General features: G+C 41.6%; 18 protein-coding genes and 1 pseudogene. 7 read left to right on the top strand and 12 right to left on the bottom strand.

Translation table 11 applies throughout. The features are described from left to right. Window positions 1-9: 9 nt before the first annotated feature. From fdnG to M1E93_RS13025, 3 genes are all read right to left on the bottom strand, one after another. A complete protein-coding gene (fdnG, locus tag M1E93_RS13015) occupies window positions 10-3,057 on the bottom strand; it encodes a formate dehydrogenase-N subunit alpha (protein ID WP_102780659.1) in 3,048 nt (1,015 codons plus the stop codon). A gap of 533 nt (window positions 3,058-3,590) precedes the next feature. Beyond that, the gene (locus M1E93_RS13020) at window positions 3,591-3,914 is read right to left on the bottom strand and encodes a YnfA family protein (protein ID WP_014657996.1); all 324 of its coding nucleotides are present in this window, start codon (window positions 3,912-3,914) and stop codon (window positions 3,591-3,593) included. Between the two features lie 28 nt (window positions 3,915-3,942). Next, window positions 3,943-4,848, bottom strand: coding sequence for a LysR family transcriptional regulator (locus M1E93_RS13025; protein ID WP_426206986.1), 906 nt, complete (start codon window positions 4,846-4,848; stop codon window positions 3,943-3,945). A gap of 97 nt (window positions 4,849-4,945) precedes the next feature. Between M1E93_RS13025 and M1E93_RS13030 the strand changes: the two genes are divergently transcribed. After that, window positions 4,946-5,386, top strand: a complete 441-nt coding sequence (locus M1E93_RS13030; protein ID WP_004918323.1) for a PACE efflux transporter — start codon at window positions 4,946-4,948, stop codon at window positions 5,384-5,386. Window positions 5,387-5,850: 464 nt separating this feature from the next. Here M1E93_RS13030 and M1E93_RS13035 read toward each other — a convergent pair whose 3' ends face one another. Beyond that, window positions 5,851-7,281, bottom strand: a complete 1,431-nt coding sequence (locus M1E93_RS13035; protein ID WP_141173473.1) for a 6-phospho-beta-glucosidase — start codon at window positions 7,279-7,281, stop codon at window positions 5,851-5,853. Between the two features lie 43 nt (window positions 7,282-7,324). Next, window positions 7,325-8,764, bottom strand: a complete 1,440-nt coding sequence (ascF, locus tag M1E93_RS13040) for a PTS cellobiose/arbutin/salicin transporter subunit IIBC (RefSeq protein WP_104873371.1) — start codon at window positions 8,762-8,764, stop codon at window positions 7,325-7,327. 356 nt (window positions 8,765-9,120) lie between these two features. Here ascF and M1E93_RS13045 point away from each other — a divergent pair, with 356 nt between their 5' ends. After that, on the top strand, window positions 9,121-10,134 hold the full coding sequence (locus tag M1E93_RS13045; protein WP_042116444.1) for a LacI family DNA-binding transcriptional regulator: 1,014 nt from the start codon (window positions 9,121-9,123) through the stop codon (window positions 10,132-10,134). Window positions 10,135-10,354: 220 nt separating this feature from the next. Here M1E93_RS13045 and M1E93_RS13050 read toward each other — a convergent pair whose 3' ends face one another. The 5 genes from M1E93_RS13050 to M1E93_RS13070 form a co-directional block, all read right to left on the bottom strand. Further along, window positions 10,355-10,618 (bottom strand): DUF2798 domain-containing protein, encoded by a 264-nt coding sequence (locus tag M1E93_RS13050; protein ID WP_014657992.1) that lies wholly within the window; start codon window positions 10,616-10,618, stop codon window positions 10,355-10,357. Window positions 10,619-10,861: 243 nt separating this feature from the next. Further along, window positions 10,862-11,398 (bottom strand): aminoglycoside N-acetyltransferase AAC(2')-Ia, encoded by a 537-nt coding sequence (aac(2')-Ia, locus tag M1E93_RS13055; protein ID WP_004918308.1) that lies wholly within the window; start codon window positions 11,396-11,398, stop codon window positions 10,862-10,864. 102 nt (window positions 11,399-11,500) lie between these two features. Beyond that, window positions 11,501-12,088, bottom strand: a complete 588-nt coding sequence (locus M1E93_RS13060; protein ID WP_230084753.1) for a YcxB family protein — start codon at window positions 12,086-12,088, stop codon at window positions 11,501-11,503. 166 nt (window positions 12,089-12,254) lie between these two features. Further along, the gene (locus tag M1E93_RS13065) at window positions 12,255-13,268 is read right to left on the bottom strand and encodes a LacI family DNA-binding transcriptional regulator (RefSeq protein WP_004918303.1); all 1,014 of its coding nucleotides are present in this window, start codon (window positions 13,266-13,268) and stop codon (window positions 12,255-12,257) included. Between the two features lie 75 nt (window positions 13,269-13,343). Continuing rightward, window positions 13,344-13,895, bottom strand: a complete 552-nt coding sequence (locus M1E93_RS13070) for a D-lyxose/D-mannose family sugar isomerase (protein WP_426206987.1) — start codon at window positions 13,893-13,895, stop codon at window positions 13,344-13,346. A 211-nt stretch (window positions 13,896-14,106) separates the two neighbouring features. Between M1E93_RS13070 and M1E93_RS13075 the strand changes: the two genes are divergently transcribed. From M1E93_RS13075 to M1E93_RS13095, 5 genes and pseudogenes are all read left to right on the top strand, one after another. Then, on the top strand, window positions 14,107-15,144 hold the full coding sequence (locus tag M1E93_RS13075; RefSeq protein ID WP_004918299.1) for an NAD(P)-dependent alcohol dehydrogenase: 1,038 nt from the start codon (window positions 14,107-14,109) through the stop codon (window positions 15,142-15,144). 3 nt (window positions 15,145-15,147) lie between these two features. After that, window positions 15,148-16,659 carry a xylulokinase gene (xylB, locus tag M1E93_RS13080; RefSeq protein WP_004918297.1) on the top strand — a complete coding sequence of 504 codons (1,512 nt, stop codon included), beginning with the start codon at window positions 15,148-15,150 and terminating at the stop codon, window positions 16,657-16,659. Further along, window positions 16,656-18,296 (top strand): annotated as a pseudogene (locus M1E93_RS13085) (sugar ABC transporter ATP-binding protein). The gene xylB and the pseudogene M1E93_RS13085 overlap by 4 nt, the downstream one beginning before the upstream one ends. Window positions 18,297-18,365: 69 nt before the next feature. After that, window positions 18,366-19,379: an ABC transporter permease gene (locus tag M1E93_RS13090; RefSeq protein WP_004918292.1), complete on the top strand. Its 1,014-nt coding sequence runs from the start codon at window positions 18,366-18,368 to the stop codon at window positions 19,377-19,379. A gap of 83 nt (window positions 19,380-19,462) precedes the next feature. Beyond that, window positions 19,463-20,422 carry a substrate-binding domain-containing protein gene (locus tag M1E93_RS13095; protein ID WP_376738367.1) on the top strand — a complete coding sequence of 320 codons (960 nt, stop codon included), beginning with the start codon at window positions 19,463-19,465 and terminating at the stop codon, window positions 20,420-20,422. Window positions 20,423-20,460: 38 nt separating this feature from the next. Here the strand turns inward: M1E93_RS13095 and M1E93_RS13100 are convergent, their stop codons facing one another. After that, the gene (locus M1E93_RS13100) at window positions 20,461-20,826 is read right to left on the bottom strand and encodes a hypothetical protein (protein WP_004918288.1); all 366 of its coding nucleotides are present in this window, start codon (window positions 20,824-20,826) and stop codon (window positions 20,461-20,463) included. A gap of 284 nt (window positions 20,827-21,110) precedes the next feature. Beyond that, window positions 21,111-22,472, bottom strand: a complete 1,362-nt coding sequence (locus tag M1E93_RS13105) for an alanine/glycine:cation symporter family protein (protein WP_004918286.1) — start codon at window positions 22,470-22,472, stop codon at window positions 21,111-21,113. Window positions 22,473-22,480: the final 8 nt, after the last annotated feature.

Consider the following 22,480-nt stretch of genomic DNA (forward strand, 5'->3'; position numbering starts at 1 on the left):
TTCCCTCCCTTACGCCTTCTCTATATTAACCAAAAACGCTTTATACTCAGGTGTCTGAGAGTTTGCGTCACCAACGGATGGTGTTAACGTATTCGTAATGAAGCCTTTTTGCGTTGCACCTTCAAAGCCCCAGTGGATCGGTACCCCAACCGTTTCTATCGGTTTACCATCGACCATCAACGTTTGTAAGCGCTGTGTCACAACGGCTACTGCTTTAATGAAGCCACGTTGACTGCTCACTTTGACTCTATCGCCATTTGCGATACCTTTTGCCTTCGCCAAGGTTTCACTGATCTCAACGAATTGTTCAGGCTGCACAATCGCATTTAAACGCGCATGCTTCGTCCACGTATGGAAATGCTCCGTTAAGCGGTAAGTCGTTCCGACATAAGGGAACTGCTCATGGTTTCCAAGGCGCTTTTTATCGTCCTCAAAAATACGTGCCGCTGGGTTAGAAACGACATTTGGATGTAGCGGGTTCGTACCTAATGGGGTTTCAAACGGCTCATAATGTTCAGGGAATGGCCCTTCCGCCATTTTATCAATTGCAAATAGACGGCCTAAACCTTCAGGTTGCATGATAAATGGCCCAGTACCGACTTCAGGTGCCGAAGCATTAAAGTCAGGAATATCATTACCGACCCATTTTTTCCCATTCCACTCGATCAACATCCGTTTTTTATCCCATGGCTTACCTTGTGTATCACAAGATGCACGGTTATAAATCACGCGGCGATTCAGTGGCCATGCCCACGCCCAACCTAATGTATTTCCGAGTCCTGATGGGTCACTGTTATCACGGTTTGCCATCTGGTTCCCTTTTTCGGTCCAGCAACCAGTATAAATCCAGCAAGACGAGGCCGTAGAGCCGTCATCGCGTAACAGCGCGAACGAGCTAAGCAGTTCACCTTTTTTGGCTTGCAAATTACCGTCAGCGTCATACAAATCGACCAATGCAACGCCATTGTTCTCTTTCGCAACTTCTTCTGATTCAGGATGGAATTGGCGTTTGTAATCCCAACGCATCTGCATTAATTGATCACGACCTTTCCCGCCTTCTTGCTCATAAAGCTCGCGGATTTTATATAAAATACCGGTTAAGATCTGGCCGTCATTACGTGCTTCACCCGGTGCGTCTGCTGCCTTCCAGTGCCATTGCAACCAACGGCCTGAGTTAGCAATCGAACCATCTTCTTCGGCGAAACAGGTTGATGGCAAACGGAACACTTCAGTTTGGATAGATGCCGTATCAACGTCATTCATCTCACCATGGTTTTGCCAGAAATTAGCCGTTTCCGTCACCAAAGGGTCAACAATAACTAAGTACTTCAATTTACTTAAGCAGCTAACTACTTTGTTCTTGTCCGGGAACGATGCAACAGGGTTAAAACCTTGGCAAATATAGCCATTAACTTGATCTTTACTCATCATGTCAAAATACTTCATGACATCATAAGCCTGATCCCATTTTGGCAACCAATCATAGCCCCATTGATTATCTTTTTGCGCAGCATCACCATAGAAAGACTTCATCAAACTGACAAAGAATTTTGGATAGTTACTCCAATAGTTAACCTGATTTGGCAACGTTGCTTTTGGTGTATTAGCAGCTAAATAGCTGTCTACTGTCACCATTTTTTCAGAAGGCAAAGTGAGATATCCCGGTAGACTTGTTGATAACAAACCGAGATCCGTCAGCCCTTGAATATTTGAGTGACCACGCAGCGCATTCACCCCACCACCAGCCATACCCATATTGCCGAGCAGCAATTGGATCATCGCCATAGTACGAATATTTTGTGCACCAACAGTATGTTGAGTCCAACCTAACGCATATAAGAACGTTGTTGTTCTATCGGCAGCGCTGGTTGAAGCCAAAATTTCGCAGACTTTTAAAAAGTCATCTTTTGGTGTACCACAAATTTGTTCGACGATTTCGGGTGTATAACGAGAAACGTGCTGTTTGAGCAAATTCCATACACAACGAGGATGTTGTAAAGAGTCATCACGCAACGCATGACCATTTTCATCAAATTGATAGTTCCACGTGGTCTTATCATAAGCGCGTTTTTCCGCGTTATAACCACTAAATAGACCATCTTCAAAGCTGAAATCATCCCTTACCAAGAGTGCCGCATTGGTATAGTGTTGTACGTACTCTTTATTAATTTTGTTATTTTCTATCAGATACAGTAGTACCCCAGACAAGAAGGTAATGTCAGTACCTGAGCGAATAGGCACATAGTGATCAGCCACTGATGCCGTACGCGTAAAACGTGGATCAATGACAATCAGTGTGGCATCGTTGTTATTTTTCGCTTCAATTGCCCAGCGGAATCCAACAGGATGTGCTTCCGCAGCATTTCCGCCCATCACAACGACGACATTAGCATTTTTGATATCAACCCAGTGGTTGGTCATCGCACCGCGACCAAATGTTGGAGCAAGACTTGCTACCGTTGGTCCGTGTCAGACACGCGCTTGGTTATCAACCGCTAACATCCCGAGGGAGCGTGCAAATTTCTGAGTTAACATACCGGTTTCGTTGCTCGCCGCGGATGCACAAAGCATCCCTGTCGATAACCAACGATTTACCGTTGTTCCTTGTTCATTTTTTTCGATGAAATTTGCGTCTCGGTCATCTTTCATTAACCGAGCAATACGGGTGAAAGCTTCATCCCAACTTATACGCTGCCATTTATCAGAGCCTGGTGCGCGATATTCAGGATAACGTAGTCGATTTTCACTATGGATGTAATCAAGTAGGCCCGCCCCTTTAGGACATAAAGCTCCACGGTTAACAGGATGATCCGGATCTCCTTCAACATGGAAAATAGCGGATTTAGCATTCATGGCACCATCGCCCATGCTATAGATTAATAATCCACACCCTACAGAACAGTAAGTACAAGTATTACGAGTCTCTTTAGACCGTAGTAATTTATATTCACGTACATTGGCCATTGCCGTTGCTGGCATAAAACCTAACGCTGCTACAGTAGTACCTGCCATCCCGCCGGCACAGATTTTAAAAAACTTTCTGCGACTGACGTTCATTGCTTCCCTCTTTATATTTATTGTCATTACCCTAAATAATCCAAGCATGCGATAGGTGGCTAACAACGCTATTTCGAGACAAAGATAAATTCTATAACTCGAATTAATCGGTGCAGTCCAACACTAAGCAACTTGAAACAAAATGGGTATAAGTCGGTCGCAGAATATCAGCGTATGATAATTATATATTGCCTAAAATCAATGAATGTGAAAATAAAAGGTAAATTAATATTAACTGAGTAGTTAATCTCCAATTAAATATACTACCAATAGAGTAGCTATTTTAAATATTGATACAGATCAATTAACGATAAATTTATAAATTGCAAAAATACAATTCAGATCAAAATATAAAAACCACAAGACCAAACAAAAATAAAACTTAAACCAAATAACGCGCTATTTATCATTATTATTAAATTTAACTTTAGGAATACGTAATTTTACTTTAATTCAAATAATCATCCAACTAAAAACAAAAATCCCTTTTCATTAATAAGCGTTAACTAATTATATTAATTTAAAATTAAACGCTATTTCCAACCACTAATAATAATACCAGCACCAATAAATACTACTACAGCCCCCACCCAGTCCGTTGTGTTTAATGATACACCATCGACTATACGCAACCATATCAATGCAGTTGCAATATAGATCCCCCCATATGTTGCATAAATTCGCCCACTTGCTTCAGGATGGAGTGTCAGCAACCAAACAAACAACATTAAACATAGTGCAGCAGGCAAAAGTAACCATGCACCACCTTGCTTTTTCATCCATAAATACGGGAAATAGCAACCTGCAATCTCAGCTAACGCCGTTAAAAAGAATAAACCAATAATGTTTAGTGACATAAAAGTATTCTCTACATTAGAACCGTTTTCAAACACGGGAAGATTGCATTAATTGATTATTTGCCTTTAATAATTCAATACATTCCTGTGCACCACGCTTTAACACCTGACCTTTCAAGCAAACAATATGTATCGGTAGCTCTAAACCATTCGGCGTATTTTTAAACTCTAATCGTTTCAGTGAACCCTGCTGTAATTTATCTTTAATTAAAGAGAGGGGTAAATTTCCCCATCCCATTCCAGCTTCAACTAATCCCAATGCCATTGAAAAATTATCTGTTCGCCAATAATTAGTCGCAACTACAGCACGAATATCGCTGAGCTGATGCTGAAAACTAGTAATAATTATTTGACGAGTTTGCACGAGATCTTCCATATATAAGGAAGCTGAATGCCCAATTGATGGATGTTTTGATGAGATGGTTGCGACTAAAGACTCATAGCCAATACAGTGAAACTGCTCTTGTGAATTGACCGATATACTACCAAATGCAATGGCTAATTGAATATGATTTTGATGCAATAAAGGTAAAATATCATCTTGAGGCGCGGTCATTAATTCCACATGCATTAATGGGTAGCGCTGACTCAATATTTTTAGCGCATCAAATAATAAATCAGGGTTAATTCCTTCCGCAATTCCAATCGTTAACGTACTTTCTACCCCTTGAGTCAACTCGCGAGAAAATACATTCAACTGCCATAGATTATCCACAATATTACGTGCATAAGGTGCTAAGGCCAGCGCTTTTTCGGTTGGTTTAGGCTCCCTTGTATGCCTTTCAAACAGCAAAAAGCCCAACTCCGCCTCTAAATTGGCGATAGCCATACTCACCGCGGACGGCACACGGTGTAATGCCCTTGCCGCTGCTGAAAAAGATCCTTTTTCTAATACCGTTAAAAAGATCATTAAATTATCACTGTTAAATGGCATCTCTAACCTTTCAATAATATTGATAGTAGCTGACTTTTATTATCATCAATCTTGATTTAATTTACCAGACCTGACGACACAGTAAATGAGATAAAACATGCAAGGTATTAAGCGTAAAATTGTTTTTATCACCGCCTATGAAGTGATTGGCTGGGTGATTTCATCATTAGCACTCGCATTTCTTTCGGGGAATTCAGCGGGTACAACTGGGCCATTGGCTTTGGTAATAACCACCATCGCCGTTAGTTGGAACTTTATTTTCAATGTCGCTTTTGAATATTGGGAATCCAAACAGAAATCCCGAATTCGCACATTTCGCCGCCGGTTTGCCCATGCGGTTTTATTTCAATTAACCTTGGTGATCTTTCTAATTCCATTGATTGCTTGGTGGCTATCAATTAGCTTGTTACAAGCTCTGATATTGGATTTTGCTTTAATTATTTTTATCCCTATCTACACATTCTTTTTTAATTGGGCCTTTGACAAGATATTTGGGCTTCCGGCATCTGCCTTGCCGCAACAGGAGCACAGTCATTAATGAGCTAACTCAAATAGCCATCCTAAATAAGGATGGCTATTTGGTTGTTGACGAAATAGTTAGAATAACCCGCAAACACTAGCCAATCATATTATCATTCACTGACCATCCCATCATTACTCCACCCACTTCTTCAATAGAGTGACTGTTGTCGTTCAAACAATGCCGCTTTCTACCTTCCAGCCAACTGAATGAGAGAGCGTTTTCCCTTCCTTTGAAGCGGATAACATTCCTCGCTGGTAACATGCCTCCATGATTTCATGGGTATACAGAATCAAACTCGCGCAATTCCTTGGCGACGATAACTTTGATCAACAACCATCGCTTCAAGGTAATTCACCGAAATGAGGCCATCATGAATTGCCCTATTTCTCTGTAACGGTCATAAATGACTTTTTTGGCTACACTAGAACGTTTTCACCGTTTTAATAGCCCCTAGTTAAACACTGAACTAGGGGATTCTGTTATTCCAGATCCTCCCCATGACTCGCGATGACTTTTTGATACCAGTAGAAGGATTTTTTTTTCTTTCGTTCACGTGTTCCCCTACCTTGATCGTCAAGATCAACATAAATAAAGCCATAGCGTTTACTTAATTCCCCAGTGGACGCAGCAACCAAATCAATACAAGACCATGCTGTGTAGCCGATTACCGGAATACCATCCCCAATAGCCTCAGCCATAGCACGAATATGGCTACGTAAGTAGCTAATCCGATAATCATCATTAATTTCCCCGTCTTCCGTCACTTCATCTTTTGCACCGAACCCATTTTCGACTAAAAAAAGTGGTTTTTGATAACGGTCATACATCATATTCATCGTGATACGTAAGCCCAAGGGATCGATACCCCATCCCCAATCACTAACCTTGATATAGGGGTTTTTCAAGGACTTAACGACGTTGGCTTCGCTGCTATTCTGCTCGTTCATTTCTGCGGAAGTGCAACGGGAAGTGTAGTAACTAAAAGAGACAAAATCGACGGTATTGGTGAGAATCGCTTCATCTTCTGGCTCTACAACAAGCGAAATGTTCTTCTCTTTAAATAAGCGAGTCGCATAAGCTGGATAATATCCACGTACCTGTATATCCGTGAAAAAGAGGTTCTCGCGATCTTTATTCAGTGCCGCCCATACATCATCAGGACGACATGACCAAGGATAAAATCCCCCTCCAGCTAACATACAGCCAACTTGGTTTTCAGGATTAACTTCATGCGCAATACATGTCGCTAAAGCGCTGGCCACTAACACATGATGAGCTGCTTGATATTTAACCTGTTCAGGATCTTCATCAGCCTTGAAAACAAGCCCTGCGGCAGAAAAAGGGCTGTGCAGCATAATGTTGATTTCATTGAAAGTAAGCCAGTACTTTACTAAGCCATTAAACTCTTCGAAACAGGTTCGCGCGTAGCGGCTAAAAAAATCCACCATTTTTCGGTTACGCCATGAACCATACTCAGTCACCAAGTGCATGGGAACATCGAAATGGCATAAAGTAACGAGTGGCTCAATATTGTATTTCTTACACTCATTAAACAGATCACGATAGAAAGCAATGCCTTCAGCATTAGGCGCCAACTCATCACCATTAGGATAAAGCCGACTCCATGCGATGGACGTTCTAAACACACTAAAGCCCATTTCCGCGAACAGTGCGATGTCTTCTTTATAGTGATGATAAAAATCAATAGATTGGTGACTGGGGTAATATTCATCCTTACGTAAGCTATAGCGTTGTTCCAACCCCAGTTTAACCGGCATCCGATGACTACCATAAGGGATCATGTCCACCGTGGTCAGCCCTTTTCCACTTTCACGGTATGCTCCCTCAGCTTGATTGGCTGAGATAGCTCCCCCCCAAAGGAAATTCTTGGGGAATTTTGCTGTGGACATACGTGTTTCTCCTGATTTATTCATTCACTCAGATAATTATTTGTTACGAACGAGATAAAGCCTGTGCTACCTGTTTTGGTTTATCATCCTGTTTTTCAACAGGAATATCTTCAAACCCAAGTAGCAGTGTCACAATAAATGACATTACCACCGACAAGATCATGACTCCAAATACCCAAACGATACTCGTCGGATTTTGTGGATCAAAAAACTGTACGCTGGTGAATAGACCCGGAGCGGCCATAGAGTGACTTGCTAAACCACCGATTCCAGCAATTGCACCACAGAAAAATCCAGTGATTAAACAAGCGATTAAAGGTTTCTTAAGACGTATTACTACGCCATACAGTGCAGGCTCTGTGATCCCGGCGACAATCGCTGAGGCCGCAGCGGCAAGTGCCGTCTGACGTAATTCAGGGTTTTTCGTCCTCCAAGCAACCGCCAGCGATGAGCCACCCAATGAGAGGTTGGCACCAATTTCAGATGGCATCACCATGCCTTCTTTTCCTGTCTCAGCAATTGTCTGAATAATGGTTGGAGTAAATACTCGATGCATACCCGTCATGACAAGCAGTGGCCAAATAGCTCCCATAATGGCGACAGATAACCAACCAAGATAGTCATGAATAGTGTAAACCAGCGCTGAAATGCCACTCCCAATCCAGACCCCCATCGGCCCAATCAGGATAATGGCAATCGGCGAAGCTATCAGCACAATGAGCATCGGTTTAAGGAAATTCTTTGTAACCGCAGGGGTGATTTTATCAATCCACTTTTCAATATAAGAGAGGATCCAAGTCATGCATAATGCAGGGATCACAGTATAGGTGTATTTTACTGGAGTAATTGAAATTCCAATAAAATCGACAGGTTGACCTTGCGCTGCTTTAGCCATTAATTCAATAAATGCTGGATGCACCAACACCCCTGAAATAGCAATGGCGAGCGACATATTGGTTTTGAATTTCAGTGCAGCAGAGGCGGCAACCATAATCGGTAAGAAGAAAAATGCCCCATCACCAATGACATTGAGCAAAATAAATGTGGAGGAACTTTTTGTCAGAATACCAGACATCTCGAGGATCATGGCCAGTAATTTTACCATTGACGCGCCAATAATCGCAGGGATCAGCGGTGACATCGTGCTGATTAAAGCATCGAGAATACCGCTTCCTACACGGCGAAAGGACCAGCTTTTTTTAGCGATAAGTTGAGTTTCCTGCACAGCTCCTTCTGGTAGCAACTTGATCACTTGCTCATAAACCTTTGAAACTGTATTACCAATGATGATCTGATACTGTAAGTCCATCTTCACTACACCCAGCACACCATCGATACTTTTTAAGCGTGCAAGGTCAACAGGCTTATCGCTTTTCAATACAAGCCGCAGACGGGTCATACAGTGAGTAATAGCAGTGATATTTTCACTCCCGCCAATAGCATCAACAATTGCACGGGAAACAGCCACATAGTTCTTTGACATAATTAAATGCTCTCTTGTAATCACACTTTTCATTCAGCGGTATGCAGCTATACCCGTAACGAATACATATTCTGGTTTTTTGTAAACGCACCTAAACCTATGTATTAATAGATATTTAATATCATTGCTTAAGTGTTTATATTACTGGGCAACAAATAGGTAACCGGTTACATATAATATTTAATATATTTGAAAGTAGTTCAAGACGTTTATTATTTTAATTGTTTTTATGTGACAGTTTTCACGTAATAGGATTGGGTTTTGGCTGGGATCCGCTTTGGTAGTGACATAGACCTCTGCATCTCCCTATATAAAAGTGTAAAATGATTTTGATATCAATTTGTCAGGATAAAGATATGTCTACAATGCAGGAAGTAGCGAAACGGGCAAACGTATCAAAAGCGACAGTTTCGCGAGTACTATCTGGAAAAGGCTACACCAGCGAGGAGACCAAAGTACGGGTCTATCAAGCCATTGAAGAAACCGGCTATCGTCCTAATTTACTAGCGCGTCACCTTTCAACCAGCAAATCCGCCTGCATTGGTTTGGTGGTGACCAATAATCTTTATCAGGGCAGTTATTTTAATGAAATCCTGTCACAAGCAGCAAAAAAACTAGAGGACAACGGCCGGCAACTGCTCCTTGTTGATGGAAAGCACAGTGCAGAGGAAGAGCATGCTGCGATTCAATTTTTGCTCGGATTGCGTTGTGATGCGATTATTGTTTATTCACGCTTTCTGAGTATTAGCCAGATAGATGAAATAATTGATCAACATACCCAACCGATTATGGTTGTGAACCGTAAACTGAGAAAAAATCACAGTCACTGTGTTGTCTGCGATCATAGGGGCGCCAGTTTTAATGCGACACAGTATCTCATTTCCCGAGGGCATAAAGAAATTGCCTTTATCACTGGTTCAATGGACTCGCCAACCGCGATTGAACGCCTGTCTGGTTATAAATATGCCTTATCTGCCAATGGTATTGATATTAATGAGTCACTAATTATTTCTGGTCACTGGACACCATCTTGTGGTACTCAGGCCGTAATAAAATTACAGCAGCAAGCGACGCCTTTCACCGCTATTCTAGCCAGTAATGACGATATGGCCATTGGTGCAATCAAAGCGTTGGATGATACAGGTATAACCGTTCCACACCACGTTTCCGTTATCGGTTTCGATGATATTCCATTAGCCCCCTTCCTAAAACCTGCTTTATCCAGCATTAAAGATCCCATAAGTGCAATGATTAATGAGGCGATCCATCGCACTATTTCGATGCTTGATGGTGGCTATTTTTCAAAAGAAAACATCTTTACGTCTGAATTGAAAATAAGGGATTCAGTCGCTGATGGCCCTTATTTGTAGCGACCCACTATTGATCTCGTATGAATTTGGTGGCTATCAATGAGTTTGTTACAAGCCCTGATATTGGATTTGGCTTTAATTATGTGTATATCTATCTACACATTCTTTATTAATTGAGCCTTTGACAAGATATTTGGCTTACCCAAAACCAGCATTACCACAAGAAGCGCAGATAACTTAATAATACCAATACGCCATCCATCATAAGGATGGCGATTACTTAACTCTTAACAAAAAATAGAGAGAATCTTTTCGCTAGTGGCAGAACGACCAGTACGGTAGGAAAAGCAATTATCCATGATAACATCCAAGAACTTAACCAAGGTGCTAGCATTTCACTATTCAACCCTAACGCTTTAACTGTACTGATTAAAGAAACAATACCACTCATCACTAATGACAAGAAAAAAGGGATCAAAAAGATCAGTGCTCTGGTGGGAAGTTTAGGTATTCCAAAGAGGGTATTTTTATTTTGTGAAGACATCGTGCAGACTCCAAATAAGACGAACACAACAGCATATAACTGTTGCATGACAAGTTATATGCGTTGATTAACGTAAACGCTTACGAGTCCTTAGACTAAAAATCAGCCTGTATTCTATATATAACAATTTCGTTGTCAAACTGAATTACCATTTAATGGTTTTATTTTTATCAATAAAATGAAAACTAACCTAAATATTATTAACAGTAATCCAGAATAATAACGCTATATTATCAATATTGATTACCACTGATCACCGCCACGAAAATCACAGTAAAGCGAAGCGGTAAAATCAACCTCACCATCCGCTTTCCAGCCCATGACTCCGCCTTCTTCTTCAATAGAACGGATATAGCTCCCTTGTTTCAATTCAAACAACTTACCTTTCCAGATTTGCCATCCAACCGAATGATACAATTTTTGTCCATCATCCGAAGCCGACAGCAGCCCTAATTGATAACACGAAGCTATAATTTTATTGGTTTGCAGCATCAATTGCCGCCCAATACCTTGGCGACGATAACTTTGTTCAACCACCATCGCTTCAACATACCCTACAGAGATAGGCGTATTATCTAGGGCCATATGGCGTTGAATAATTGCAACATGACCAACCAATTTTTGTTGATCAAAAGCCATGACGTGCATTCCACCTAAAGTGTGCGCGAAATCGTCATGCGAAAAATCGCCTTCAAAACCTTCAATTAATAAATCGTAAAGCGCTTCTTTTTCACTCAGTGTCAATTGGCTGGTATGCAGACTGCGGTATTCTATGCCTATAAAAACCTATATTAAAGTCGATTAAAGATACCGATACATTATAACGCCATTGAACCACCAAAAAGCGAAACAATCGTGCACTTTTCTTCACTTAACAGCTTATTATGGCACCGTATGTCGCTCGATTTGCTTTTTAATAAACGAATAAAGTTGCTGAAACTCTTCTTGTGAAGAAAACACTCGTGTAGGGAAAATAATAAAACCATTATCTCCAACATGGACAAATATCAAATCTTCTTGCACATCAACCTTGTTAACTCGAGGCCATAACACCTTATACATACTGTTATCTTGAATGGACTCAATAAAATAACGGTTAATTTTAATATGTCTAATATATGTCTCATCATTTTGCTCTTTGTGTTCATATTTTTTCATAAAATATTTTTCTAACACACTAGAAAGAAGGAGCGCCATCACTGCTATGACAATAAATGCTAGGGCTGTGCCACTCATTCTTTGTAAGCGAGCCATACTCGGGTCTATCTCTGTCGATAACAACAGCAATAATGCAATAGCAAAAAAGAATAATAAACCGATGACAAGACTATACAAGCTTAGATTGGCTATATTAAGGACCCAATGATAGGGTTTAGCCACGCTTATCACTTTGTTTGCTTTTATATACTTTTGTATTTTTCGTATTTCAGAAATAGAAAGTGAAAACTTGATGTCATAACGGTCTTTCATCTCACTAATGCCCCCAAACATTGGCTTTTAGTCTATCTTGGCAAGTATCACTATAGAGATATAAAAATGATATTTCCTCATGAAATATCACCCATAATAGTCTTATTCAGACACGTTAAGTTATGATAACAACAATATTTCCACCATTCTATGAAAGGAAAATTGACTAAACCGTATTGGTGAGTTTACCTCTAACAATAACCTTTGCTGGCTTCGCTGTTTCATCCGATGCCCTTCTCACCGCCATGTTAATCACTTGCCAAGAGATTTCTTGCAAATCGTGCGAGATACAAGGGAAGTTAAAACCATAAATTGATGAATAAGAGACCTCATCAATACTAAACAGTGAAACATCATCACGTAATGAAATTTGATGCTTAATACAAGCCTTGATGATCCCCAAAGAAATCTGGTTATTACAGCCGACAAAGAAATCAGGGGCACTGTTTTTTTGTAGATAGCTATCCGTTACTTTATAAGCTTCATCCATCAGAAAATCTGCATATAAAATTTCAACCTTATCGACACTTCCTTGTAATGCAGCTTTAAGCCCTGTCACCCTATCCCGTGCGACATTAGAATCTTCGGGTCCTGAAACAATGACAACACTTTTTGCCTCTTGTGACTGTATAAAACGCCCGGCTTGCAAACCACAGTCTAAATTATCAATATAAACACCACTACAGTGCTTAATATCAACTTCTCGGTCGACTAAAATAACGGGGATATTTAGCAGCTCAAGCTGCCGAAAATAATCGGGCTTATAAAAACGATCAGACGAAACCACAGAAAGAATGATGGCGTCAACATTATAACCTATCAACTTTTCAATGATACGCGCCTCATTTTCCTTTGACTCATAAGAATCAAAAACCAATGTGTCGTACCCTACTTGATAGGCTTCTTGTGTCATCAACTTCGCTAAACCACCAAAAAATGGGTTCCCCATATCGGGGCTAACAATACCAATCGTTTTTGATGACTTAGCACGTAAATTGCGCGCTACGGCATTAACGACATAACCGATTTTGTCTGCCGCCTCTAAAATCCTTTTCAGCGTCTCGGGATGAACTTTATCTGGCTGAGAAAAAGCGCGTGATGCGGTGATTTTGCTGACATTAGCAAGCGCTGCGACATTTTCTAATGTCACTTTCTGTGACTTATGATCGGCCAATTTCATCTCCTTATTAAATTAAGTATCATTTCGTACCATTATAGTATCATTTAATCGTTTCAGTCATGCAAAACCGTAATATTATTCGACCCCTTCTAAACGTCGTACTCTTGGGTCGGTAAAAATATCAAATTCATCACGACTTTCACTTGAGAACTCAGAAACAACCGCTCCCATACTGCCAGCTTTAAACCAATGTAATGTATTAGGTTTTATCGTATACTGCTCTCCCGGTTTGAGTAAAATAAAGCGGTCACACTGATACCACTGCTCATCACCTTCTGGTTTAGGGCAAACCGGTTCCCCCGATTCATTTTTATTCAATGTTAACGAATCATCATCAACAAATAGGTATACTTCCCCCCACCGACAACGAAAAGTTTCTTGCTTACCCATTGAAGAGCCAAACGGTGGATGCCGATGCTCAGGGCAAACCTGATGGGGAAACAGCACCAACTCTTTAGCACAATAACGTTCGCTATTACAATAAGTTAACAGTTGTAAGCCTGAACGTGGATAGTCTGGTAATCCAAAACTGGCGATCTCAATTCGTGCTTTTTCTTCTTCTGTGAGACGGATATGTGCTTTTTCTAGAAAATTAACGACTTGCTGCCGATAGTGTGCTTTATTCATGCTCTGCTCTCCTTAATGATACCGATAACATTATAACGGCATCCCCCCCTCAAAAAATGTGATCAGGTAGCCTATTCTTCCGCTTTTGTTTACAAAAATGCCACTCATTTAATGAAACTATAACCTGCGTCACATAAAAATAATAAAATTCGATCTAATATCCGCATCATAAAAATGATATCGATACCATAAAAATGAGCCAGAGGTAATCATGAAAGCATTAGTACTCGAAAAAGCAGGGAAAATTTCTATTCAAGATTGGCAAAGTCCTGAAGTCCTTGGAGAGGATGATGTCGAAATTAAAATTCATACCGTAGGCATTTGCGGTAGTGATGTTCACTACTACCAACATGGTCGTATCGGCCCCTTCGTCGTTGAAAAGCCAATGATTTTGGGCCATGAAGCATCCGGCGTAATTACCGCTGTTGGTAAAAATGTCACTCATCTAAAAGTTGGCGATCGCGTATGTATGGAACCCGGTATTCCTAATTTACAATCCACGCAATCGCGCGCTGGCCTGTACAACCTCGATCCCGCTGTACGCTTTTGGGCGACTCCTCCTGTTGATGGTTGCCTACGCGAGAGCGTTATTCATCCCGCTGCGTTCACTTTTAAATTACCTGAAAATGTCTCTTTTGCTGAAGGCGCAATGGTTGAACCACTCGCTATCGGTATGCAAGCCGCGACCAAAGCTGAAATCAAGCCCGGTGATATCGCACTCGTTATTGGTGCGGGAACTATCGGTATTATCACCGCGTTGTCTGCACTCGCTGGCGGCTGTTCAGATGTCATCATCTGTGACCTCTTCAATAAAAAACTGGAAGTCGCTAAACAATATCCAGGCCTACACCCTATCAATAGCAAAGATACTCAAGCTATCGCCGATAAAGTTAATGAACTCACTGAAGGTAATGGGGTGAATGTCTTATTCGAATGCAGCGGAGCGAAAGCGGTGATCGCTAATATCACTGAGCATATGGCACCGGGTGGAACTGCCGTATTAGTTGGTATGCCAATTGATCCTGCACCTTTAGATATTGTTTCAGCGCAAGCGAAAGAAATTACGTTTAAAACCATTTTCCGTTACGCAAACATGTACCCACGTACTATCCGCCTACTCAGTTCCGGTAAGCTCAACGTAAAACCTTTGTTGTCAGCCACTTATAAGTTTAAAGACAGTGTTGAGGCTTATGAGCGTGCAGCTGAAGGCCGTCCAACCGATATTAAGATTGTGCTGGAAATGGAGTAATACATGACATTGTATGCTGGGATCGATTGCGGTACACAAAGTACCAAAGTCGTTATCGTGGATAGCGAAAGCGCACAAATTTTGGGTGAAGGCTCTGCGCCTCACCCACTCATTAGCGAAGCATCTGGGCGCCGTGAACAGCATGCTTCTTGGTGGACAGACGCACTTGTCAGTGCGTTTCACCAAGCGCTCAATAATGCCAGTATTGATGGTAAAGAGATAGCCGCAATCGCCGTTTCAGGCCAACAACATGGTTTTGTGCCTTTGGATGCCCAAGGCAAAGTGATCGCACCGGTTAAACTGTGGTGTGATACGGAAACAACGGCAGAAAACCAAAAGATCATTGATGCTTTAGGTGGCACTGACGGTGCGTTATCTCAACTCGGACTCATGCCTCAAACAGGTTATACCATTTCTAAAATTTTATGGTTGAAAACTCACCACCCTGAACTTTGGGAACAGTTAGAGACGGTATTACTGCCACATGATTACCTCAATTTTTGGCTAACGGGCGTTCGTGTGGCTGAATTTGGTGATGCATCTGGTACTGGCCTGTTAAATATTCGTACCCGTGAATGGGATGTTCATACCATCAATCTAATTGATGATTCAGGCCGTCTACAACGAGCTTTACCTCCACTTGTCACTGCTGAAACCTGCATTGGCACCGTACTTCCTGAAATCGCCCATAAACTTGGCATTTCGAGCCAAACGAAAGTGGCATCAGGCGGGGGTGACAACATGATGGCTGCAATTGGTACTGGTAATATTATACCGGGTATCATCACCATGAGCTTAGGTACCTCTGGCACACTATTTACCTATTCGAATACACCTGTTGTCGCCGATTCAGAAATGATTGCCGGTTTCTGCTCTTCAACCAATGGTTGGCTGCCTTTGATTTGCACAATGAATGTCACATCAGCCACCACGACGATACAAAAATTTTTGAATCTTGATCTTAATGGTTTTAATCAGGCCTTAGAGCAAACAGAGCCGGGTGCTAATGGGTTACAAATACTGCCATTTTTCAATGGCGAACGTGTTCCTCAACTGCCTCTCGCTAAGGCGAGCATCCATAATATTGATAGTAATAATTTAAATGCACAAAATTTGAGCCTTGCTGTCGTAGAAAGCGCCACTTATGGTTTGCGCTTTGGCATTGATTTATTCCGTAAACAAGGGATACAAACCAACGAAATCCGCCTAACTGGTGGCGGGGCTAAAAGTGCCAAATGGCGTCAAATTGTCGCGAACATTATGAATTCCCCTGTTATTTGTGTGACTAACAGCGAAGCTGCCGCACTGGGAGCGGCTATTCAAGCTGTTTGGTGCGACACCTTAACAGAGCAAGATAATAAAACAGAATTATTAGCAAAAATTTGCCAGCGTTTCGTTCACCTTGATGAGAGCACGCTGGTCAATCCTGATAGTGAAAAAGTTTCTCGCTATGAAGCTTTATATCAAGACTATCTTTCGTTACTCCAAACTGAATATCCAGAGGTGGCTGTATGACAAACTCAGCGGGCATTCAGGCGGATGAACTTTTACATATTACTGGGGTTAAAAAATCGTTTGGGCCAGTCGTTGCGCTGAAAAATGCGCAATTTAGCCTGAAAAAAGGATCTATTCATGCTTTATGTGGCGGCAATGGCGCGGGTAAATCGACCTTTTTAAGTATCCTAATGGGGTTCATTCAGCCTGATTCAGGCGACATTTTTGTGAAAGGAAAACGGTGTCACTTTCATCAACCAAAGGATGCACTCAATGCCGGTATAGCGATTGTTCAACAAGAACTGAGTTCGATTCCTGATCTGACAATTGCAGAGAATATTTGGTTAGGTCGCGAGCCTAAAAAACTCGGTTTCGTTGATTTCAAAAAAATGAATCAACTGACGGCAGATTTAATGGCTGACCTACATTTTGATCTTTCGCCAACAGAAAAAGTGCGCAATCTCAGCGTTGCTGAACAACAATTGGTGGAAATTGCTAAAGCACTTTCTCACTCAAATGCTGACATCATCATTATGGATGAACCAACATCCGCAATAGGTGAAGAGGATGCGCAAAAAATCTTTGATGTGATTACGCGTTTAGCTCAAAAAGGCAAAGGGATTATTTATGTTTCCCACCGCCTATCCGAGATATTCCAAATCGCAGACACTTTTTCGATTTTCCGTGATGGCACATTTATCACTGAAGGGGCGATTGCCGATATTACTCGCGAACAATTAGAGCCTATCTCAATAGGGATTAATTACCGCATAAAAAATATATTATCACTGTAACCAAAACCTTATACAGCCTGACTTTTAAACATCGATATGGCTGGGTAAGGTGATGAATTTAGCTCCTATTGAGATAGGCTCTTAATTGAGCATATTATCGGTGGCGAATTTAAAGATGAATTCGCCAAATTCAACCAACCAACTAATGAAACTATTTTAACTGTCGAACAATTAAGTTGGCTCAATAAAATAAAAAATATCAGCCTCACCCTGAAAAAAGGCGAGATCCTTGGAATATATGGGCTGGTTGGGTCCGGCCGTAGTGAGTTTCTTGATCTTATTTTTGGTATTGAACACGCCTCATCGGGAACCATTAAAATTAATGACATCCAATTAGGGAAACACTCACCTCAAGATGCCATTAAAGCGGGCATTGCTTATGTCACTGAAGACAGGAAAGAAACAGGGTTAATGCTGGGTCGTTCAATTAACGAAAACATTAATATCGCTTCATTCTCTGATATTAGCCGAGCGAGTTTTATCAATGAAAAGAAAGAGCAAGCTCGTGCAGATGACATGATCAAACTCTTCAACATTAAAACACCAGATGCCGATCAACTTGCAGGAAATCTTAGTGGTGGTAACCAACAAAAGGTTGTCTTAGGCCGTTGGGCGCTTCTCGACCCTGAAGTGATGCTACTCGATGAACCAACCCGTGGAATCGATGTGGGAGCCAAAAAAGAAATCTATCGTTATATGTCGGAGTTCGCTTTAAAAGGCAAAGGGATCATCATGGTTTCTTCTGAACTGTCAGAAATTATCGGTATGAGCGACCGCATTATTGTATTCCGTGATGGTGAATTAGCTGGTGAGTTATCGGCAACTGAAGCAACTCAAACAGAATTAATGAAACTTGCTGTTTAATTCAGCACATTGGTTTTTATTCAAAAAATAAAGAGAAAAACTATGAATAGTACTTACTCTACGCCAACAATGGGGATGTCCTTTTTAGCCCGCAATAAGAAAAACATGCACAAGTACGGCATTATCATGGCTTTCTTTGTACTTTGCCTAATTGTTGCTGTGATAGGTGAAGTGCAAGTTGCGCGCGGCGAATGGACTAACAACTATTTTCTTAGTCAAGACAATATGTTGATTGTCTTACGCCAAATATCAATTAACGGTATCTTAGCGATTGGCATGACCTTCGTCATTATCACCGCGGGGGTTGACTTATCGGTTGGCTCAGTCCTCGCTCTGAGCGGTATTGTAGCAGCGCGTTTTGCAACCACAAATGCAGGCCTATCCATTGGCGACACCGCAAATGCCGTTATGATGCCAATGATCATCGCATTAGGCATTGGTATCATCTGTGGTCTCATTAACGGAACTATTTTAGCAAAATTCAACCTACAACCGTTTATCGTGACCATGGGGATGCTCTCCGCTGCCCGTGGCTTAACCCTATTAACTACCGACGGCAACCCCGTATCACAACTCAATAATGACTTTAGATGGTTAGGTAATGGCTATATCTTTGATATCCCCGTGCCCGTCGTCATATTAATCGTGATCTTTGCACTCGCTTGGGTATTGCTAAATAAAACAACATTTGGCCGTTATGTCTATGCGGTTGGTGGCAATCCTAAAAGTGCAAGAACATCCGGTATTAGTGTCATCAAAGTCAAAGTGCTGGTTTATACCCTGTGTGGTGCATTAGCGGGTATTGCTGGACTGATCCTTACCGCAAGAACTGGCTCTGCACAAACCAGTGCCGGAGGAGCCTATGAACTAGATGCTATCGCTGCCGTCGTTATTGGCGGAACCAGTATGTCTGGTGGCGTTGGTACACTGGTTGGCACCTTCTTTGGTGTGCTAATTATCGGCGTTATGAACAATGGATTAGATTTGTTGGGTGTCCCCTCTTATTACCAACAAATCATTAAAGGTGCGTTGATCGTCATCGCAGTTCTGCTCGACCCTTCACGTAAACAAAGACGTGACTAATTAAAACAACACTGACCCTCACTGTGAAAGGTATCATAATGAAAAAAATGACTAAAATTGCAGCTCTTACCACTGCACTATTCATGAGTAATATGGCGCTTGCAGCCAAAGAGGAGCCTGTCAAAATTGCTATTTTGATGTATGGCATGAAAGCTGAATTTGTTCAATTAATGGAAAAAGCCGCCAAAGAGCACCCTGCGGTTAAAGAGGGTGAAGCGGTGATCACCGTTTACGATGGTCGCTATGATCCGATGGTGCAAAACAACCAAGCGGAAACAGCAATTCAGACTAAAGCAGATGCTATCATCATCAACCCAATGGATTATGAAGCGAACATTGATGTCGTCACTATGGCAAATGATGCCAAAATCCCTGTGATCGTGACTAACGCACGCCTCAACACGGATAAAATGACCGCTGAAGTTGTTTCTGATGACGTTTTAGGTGGTTATATGGAAGCAAAAACCGTCCTCGATAAAATGAACTGTGAAGGTAATGTTGTGATTATCGAAGGCCCTAAAGGGGGTAGCGGTGAGATCCAACGCGGTGAAGGTAACGATAAAGCTATCGCTGAATGTGGCCCCGGAAAAATTAAAGTATTAGAACGCAAAACAGCTAACTGGTCACGTGCAGAAGCAATGCCACTCATGGAAAACTGGTTACAAAAACACCGTGGCAAAATCAACGGCGTCATCGCTCAAAACGATGAAATGGCTTTAGGTGCTATCGAAGCCATTAAAGGTGCTGGCCTTGATGTAAATAGCTTTGCTATTGCTGGTGTGGATGGTGTTTCTGATGCGATCCTAGCAGTGCAGAACGGAGAAATGGTTTCTATCCTACAAGATGCCAATGCTCAAATGCAGGGCTCGATTGATATCGCAATGAAGTCAGTCAAAGGCGACAGCTACCAACCCAAATCAGCCATTTGGAAACAATATGCTGATCAACTGCAATGGAATGACGGTAAAGATAAACGTTACCAAATCCCTTGGACTGTAGTCACAAAAGACAATGCGCAACAACTGTTAGACGCACGTAAGTAAGTTATTTTTATCGCCACTCATACTTTGGGTGGCGATATTCAGCTCACATTATGAACAATCGGTAATTTCGTTATTTCCAATTCCGCTTCCCCTATTTTCGTGCATTCGACCTTTTCCCCATCCTTATAAATAAAATAGTAACGTTTATGATCCCCTGCCTTTTTCACTAATGAATCACCATTTAAGAAATTATAAATTTTATAGTTTACATTGTGTTCGTTATAACTAATGGCCGGGTGAGAGACAATAAAGCGGCTTCCCCACTTCAATGTGCTAATTAAATAATTTGTATGTAGTACGGTCATCACTCCCCTTTCAGGGCATTTAAGATCATATTCTTTCATCGCTTGCACGGGTAAGCAAATCGCACACAACATCGCAATCGAAATCCCCTTTTTTAGCATTTTCCCTCCGTATTATTAGCTTATTAATATATTACTCGCATCACCACTCGGGTTTTTATGAAAACATTGCCTCTACACAATTGCAATATTTTTCCTGTGAAATCATAGTGCTATTCTATTTATAAATAGAAAAAATCGATATTACATATAAGAAATATAGGTCTAACAGGGAAAGGCGTTGGAAAAGAATTAGGGGCGAATAAGAGCAAAATAAAAAACGAAAATACCCTACCACCTAAATGTTGAGATGGCCTCACAGAGCGTGAGGCCATCAGTGATATTATTTATTTTTCCATATCAATGCTGTCGGCATTGACATCTTTAATATGATCCCGCGTTAAACGGTAAACAACCGGACTTAACAATAATAGAGCAATCAAGTTCGGTATCGCCATCATCGCGTTTAAGGTATCTGCAAGTAGCCAAACAAAATCAAGAGATTGGGTTGCACCAATCGGTAATGCAATAAGCCATAACACCCTAAAGACCTTAATTGCCCTCACCCCAAATAAATATTGCACACATTTTTCACCGTAAAAACTCCATCCTAGGATAGTGGTAAAAGCAAATATGGCTAACGCAACGGCAACAATATAATTCCCACCGGGGATCGCTGATTGGAAAGAAGATGCGGTTAGTGTCGCCCCTGTTTCACTTGTTAACCATCCACCAGTAATAATGATAGTAAGACCTGTTACCGAACACACGATAATGGTATCGATAAAAGTACCTAACATTGCGATCAACCCTTGGCGGATCGGGTTTTGTGTTTTTGCCGCAGCGTGAGCAATAGGTGCACTTCCCAAACCAGCCTCATTGGAAAATACGCCACGCGCAACACCAAAGCGAATTGCCGCCCATACAGCAGCACCGGCAAACCCACCCTGAGCCGCAACTGGTGTAAATGCTGAGGTAATCACTAAAGAAAATGCAGCTGGGATCTCCGTAAAATTGAGCCCTAATACCAATAAACCTGCACCAAAATAAGCCACTGTCATGAATGGTACGAGTTTCCCTGCAACATCAGAGATACGACGCAATCCACCAATTAACACAGCACCAACTAAGATTACAAGTGCCCCAGCAGTCAACCATTTATGCACGCCGAAGTTACTTTCCAGCACATCGGCAACAGAGTTCGCTTGTACAGTATTCCCAATTCCAAAACTGGCGCAAGCACCAAAAAGAGCAAATAATGTACCTAACCAAATCCATTTAGGCCCTAAACCATTTTTGATGTAATACATTGGGCCACCAACATATTGTCCATACTTATCGACTTCTCGAAAACGTACCGCAAGCACAGCTTCTGAGTACTTTGTGGCCATACCAACCAATGCCGTGATCCACATCCAAAACAGCGCGCCTGGCCCTCCCATCACCACAGCGGTGGCAACCCCTGCGATATTACCAGTACCGATTGTCGCCGATAATGCTGTCATTAACGCATTAAAAGGCGATATTTGCCCTTCACCCCTATCCTCATTTTTCTGAAACAGTAACTTAAACCCTGTACCCAATTTACGGATTGGCAAAAATGCCAATCGGAGCTGCATATAGATCCCAACACCGAGGATCCCAATCAACATGGGAACTCCCCACACAATACCGTTAAGTTCTCCTAACCAAGCTGTTATCAGTTCCATTCTGCCCT

This window comes from Providencia sp. PROV272, assembly GCF_049901975.1.
GTDB lineage: Bacteria > Pseudomonadota > Gammaproteobacteria > Enterobacterales > Enterobacteriaceae > Providencia > Providencia stuartii.